At 73.3% G+C, this 4,216-nt stretch carries 5 protein-coding genes; 2 read left to right on the top strand and 3 right to left on the bottom strand.

The window, feature by feature from the left end:
- Window positions 1–296: 296 nt before the first annotated feature.
- Window positions 297–884, bottom strand: a complete 588-nt coding sequence (locus tag ACFE8Y_RS21025; RefSeq protein ID WP_375466311.1) for a L,D-transpeptidase — start codon at window positions 882–884, stop codon at window positions 297–299.
- A 268-nt stretch (window positions 885–1,152) separates the two neighbouring features.
- Between ACFE8Y_RS21025 and ACFE8Y_RS21030 the strand changes: the two genes are divergently transcribed.
- Both ACFE8Y_RS21030 and ACFE8Y_RS21035 read left to right on the top strand, forming a co-directional pair.
- Complete coding sequence (locus ACFE8Y_RS21030) at window positions 1,153–1,839, top strand: response regulator transcription factor (protein ID WP_375466312.1); 687 nt, start codon at window positions 1,153–1,155, stop codon at window positions 1,837–1,839.
- A gap of 81 nt (window positions 1,840–1,920) precedes the next feature.
- Window positions 1,921–2,373, top strand: a complete 453-nt coding sequence (locus tag ACFE8Y_RS21035; RefSeq protein ID WP_375466313.1) for a cyclic nucleotide-binding domain-containing protein — start codon at window positions 1,921–1,923, stop codon at window positions 2,371–2,373.
- A 6-nt stretch (window positions 2,374–2,379) separates the two neighbouring features.
- Here the strand turns inward: ACFE8Y_RS21035 and ACFE8Y_RS21040 are convergent, their stop codons facing one another.
- Together ACFE8Y_RS21040 and ACFE8Y_RS21045 are read right to left on the bottom strand one after the other, a co-directional pair.
- A complete protein-coding gene (locus ACFE8Y_RS21040) occupies window positions 2,380–3,258 on the bottom strand; it encodes an alpha/beta fold hydrolase (RefSeq protein ID WP_375466314.1) in 879 nt (292 codons plus the stop codon).
- Window position 3,259: 1 nt separating this feature from the next.
- Window positions 3,260–4,216 (bottom strand): SDR family oxidoreductase (locus ACFE8Y_RS21045; RefSeq protein WP_375466315.1); only part of this gene is annotated, 957 nt, incomplete at its 5' end.

Raw genomic sequence — 4,216 nt, forward strand, 5'->3', positions numbered from 1 at the left:
GAGACCGGTGTGCGTGGATCGGGCGAAGCGCCGGGCGGCCCCCTCTCCCCACACATCTCGGGCATGCCCGAGATGTGCAATGCGGATGTCCAAGTCGGGCAGGCCCGACTTGGATGGGAGAGGGCTGGGGTGAGGGGCGTGACCTCTCCGGACGCGGCACGCCCCTCATCCCGTCCTTCTCCCCCCGGGAGAAGGACGCCCCGCGGACGATCCGGGATGTCTTGCGGTGATGCGGCAGGTCGGCTCGGTCGCGGTCCGCGCGTGATGGGACTTGAAGAGGCGTGAAGCCCCATGCGTCAGCCGATGACGAGGTGCGTGCGCGGCCCGAGCCGCCTGAGCAGCCGCAGCAGGTCGGCGCGGCGGAGCGCGACGCAGCCCTCGGTGGGTGTGTAGCCCGGCCGGGCGATATGCAAAAAAATCGCCGAGCCGCGGCCCGGGCGGATCGGGCCGCGGTTGTAGTCCAGGTCGATCACCACGTCGTAGAGGCCGTCGGCCCGCCACAGCGCCTCGGCGCTCACCCCCGGTGCGGGCAGCGCGATCGGCCGGTTGTAGCGCCGGTCGCGCGCGTCGTCGCACCAGCCGTCCCGTGGCGTCGTCGGGCGCAGGGGCAGGCCGCTGCGGGGCCGGGCGCCGAGGTGGTCCGGCCGGTACGCCCCCCCGCGCAGGCGGAAAGCGCCGCGGGGCGAGCCGCCGTCGCCCTCGCGCTTCACCGGGACGATGCCCGCGCTGCCGAGGGCGCAGGGTATCACGCTCGCGCCCGCCTGCAGCAGGCCCCTGCGGCGGTCCCGAACGCTCGGATGCACCCGCACCCGCGGCAGGGTCGTGCGCTTGCTCGGTCCCTTGATCGGTCCCTTGGAGGCGGGCGGCGGGGAAGGCTTCGGCATGGCCCGTTCGATGTCGCTGTCCCGGCGATCGCGCGCTGGCGAGGCCTCGCATTTTAATCCCAGCTCCGTCGGAGATTCCTGAATAATTGCGCGCAAGGTGATTCCCGGCCGTGAAAACCGCCTTATTCTGGTGCCTTGAGCTGGGGACGCAGAATCCTCGGATTTCTGGGAGCGAGATCGCCCGCCGCGCCGGACCCCGAGTGCCGTCCGTGCAGGCTTCCGTGGCGCGATCGGGTTCCGCCGTGCCTTGTCGAGAGTCCAGCGGTCGATGTCCAACGCCTATCGCCTTCTCATCTGCGACGACGACGCGATCCTGCGCGAGACCCTCACCGAGCAGCTCGACCTGTGCGAGGAGTTCACGGTCGTCGCCGACGTCGAGGCGCGGCATGCCATCGCCCGCGTCGGGCAGGAGCGCATCGACCTCGCGGTGATGGATGTCGGCCTGCCGGACATGGACGGGCGCGAGGCCGTGCGGGTGATGCGCCGCAACGGGTTCCGCGGCCCCGTCATCATGCTGACGGCGCAGGATTCGGAGGCCGACACCGTCGAGGGCCTGGAGGCCGGCGCCAACGACTACGTCACCAAGCCGTTCAAGTTCGCGATTCTTCTGGCCCGCATCCGCGCCCACCTGCGCAGCCACGAGGCTTCCGAGGACGCGATCTTCCAGATCGGCCCCTACACCTTCCGGCCGGGCGCGAAGCTGCTGGTAGGCGAGCGCGGCTCGAAGCTGAAGCTCACCGAGAAGGAAACCGCGATCCTGCGCTTCCTCTACCGCGCCGGCCGCGCGGTGGTGGCGCGCGACACGCTGCTCGCCGAGGTGTGGGGCTACAACGCCCACGTCACCACCCACACCCTGGAGACCCACATCTACCGCCTGCGCCAGAAGATCGAGCCGAACCCGAGCCTCGCCGCGATCCTCGTCACGGAGGGCGGCGGCTACAAGCTGCTGCCTTGATTTCCTGCGCGTTCGCGGTCGTCTCGATGATCGCGTTCGGCTAAGGACCGAGCCTCATCGGAGTGATGGAGAGGTTCGGCGATGGCGCTCGACGACGACATCGCGATCCTGGCCGCCGCGCCGGTGTTCGGCCTCTTCGGCCGCGATGCGCTGCGCCTGCTCACCTTCGCCGCCGAGCGGCGCAGCCTGGACGCCGGCGACCTGCTGTTCGCCCGCGGCGCACCGGCCGACGGCGGCTTCGTGGTGATGTCGGGCACGATCGAACTGGCGCCGCGCGCGGCGGGGGCCGAGCCGGTGACGGCCGAGCGCTCGGCGCTGATCGGGCGGCTCGCCCTGCTGGTGCGCGGCGAGCGCCCGAGCGACGCGCGGGCGCGGACGCCGGCCGAGGTGATGCGCATCACCCCCACCCTGATGCGCCGCGTGCTGGAGGAGTTCCCGGACGCGGCAGCCGCGATCCACGACGCGCTGGCCGAGGACCTGTCCGGGCTGAGCCGGAACCTGGAGCGGGTGCGGGGGCTGTTCGAGCCCGGCTGAGGATGCTCAGGCCGGCTCCGCCAGCGCGCGCGCGACCGCCACCACCGCGTCGGGGCGGGCGTGGTGCAGCATGTGGCCGAGGCCCGGCAGGAGGTCGAGGCGCGCGCCGGGGATCATCCGGGCGGCCAGGGCCCCGTGCGCCAGCGGGTTGACCACGAGGTCGGCGCTCCCGCACAGGATGCGCACGGGCACCCGGCAGGAGGCGTAGGCGGCGGCACTCCGGGTCAGGCCGGGCCAGAGGGCCAGCGCATCCTCGCCCTCGGCGGCGATCTGGGCCGGCCGGCCGGCGAACCCGAACGGGAAGCCGCGCGCGAACGCCTCCGGCATCGTCTGCGGCAGGAACATCGCGTTCCACAGGAGCGGCAGCAGCGCCGGGTCGGAGACCGCGCCGAGCGCGTCCGACAGCATCGGCCCCGCGAGCGGCGCGGCGCGCGGGCCGAACAGCACCTGCTCCAGCCGCAGTTCGGGAAAGCAGACCGGCGCGAGCGCCGCGACCCCCGCGACCTCGTCCGGAAAGCGCAGGCCGTAGGCCAGCGCCACGGCGCCGCCGAAGGAGTGGCCGAGGATCACCGGACGCCTCAGGCCGAGCGACTGCGCGGCCGCGCGGATCAGTTCGGCCTGACGCCAGGGCGAGGCGTCGATCCCGCGGGCGCGGGCGCTGAGGCCGTGGCCCGGCCGGTCCACGGCCAAGACCCGGAAGTGCCGCGCGAGCCCGGGCACCGGCCCGAGCCAAAAATCCTCCAGCGTCATCATCGCGCCGTGGATCGCCACGAGGTCGGGGCCGGCGCCGGTCTCGGCGTAGGCGATCGTGCGCCCGTCGGGCAGGGTCACGATCGTGCGCGGCACGGTCCGCGACGGGCCGGTCGCCGCGCGCCGCACGGACATCTCAGGCGCCACGCCGAGACTTGCCCGCCCCGAGGAGGGCCAGGGTCGCGACCGCGCCGAGGCCGATCACGGCCGCCGCCGCGGCAGGATGGAGGGTGGCCCGCGTGTAGGCGCTCGTGCGCATCGCGTAGACCGGCTGCGCGCCGTGCACCTGCCCGGCATCCACTGGGGCGTGCAGTGCGCCCGCGGGGTTGCGCGGCGGCTTGCCCCGCTTCTGCAGGGCGATGATCGCCGGCGCGAGGAGATCGTAGGCGCCCGGCGCGAACTCCTTGGCCGCGATGAGCAGCTTGCCGCCGCCGCCCACGACGATGTCGCGCTGCGGGTGCACCGCCGCGTGCAGGATCGCGTCGGCCACCACCTCCGGCCGGTAGATCGGCGGCGGCAGCGTCGGCTCGCGGTCCATGTAGTTGCGTGCGCGGTTGGGCAGCGGCGTGTCGATCGAGGTCGGCTTGACCAGCGTCACCGAGACCGGCGCCCCCTCCTGCATCAGCTCCATGCGGAGCGCATCGGTAAACCCCTTCACCGCGTGCTTGCTCGCCACGTACATGCCCTGGAACGGGAAGGCGAGGTCGGAGGCGACGCTGCCGATGTTGATCAGCGCGCCCCCGCGCCGCCTCAGGTGCTCGACGGCCACGAGCGAGCCGAACACCGTGCCCCAGAGGTTGGTCTGGAGCAGGCGGGCGTTGTCTTCGTCCGAGACCTCGCGCAGCGGCCCGTAGATGGTCAGCCCCGCGACGTTGACCCAGGTGTCGAAGCCGCCGAACGCGGCCACCGCCTTGTCGGCGATCGCCTGCACGTCGGCGCGGCGGCCGACGTCGGCGACGACGTGGACGGCCTTGCCGCCCACCCCCTCGATCTCGGCATGCACCCGGGCGAGCACGTCGCCGCTGCGGGCGGCGAGCACGACGCGGGCGCCGCGCGCGGCGGCCCTGCGCACGGTCGCCAGCCCGATGCCGGA

The sequence above is a fragment of the uncultured Methylobacterium sp. genome, assembly GCF_964242245.1.
Taxonomy (GTDB): Bacteria; Pseudomonadota; Alphaproteobacteria; order Rhizobiales; family Beijerinckiaceae; genus Methylobacterium.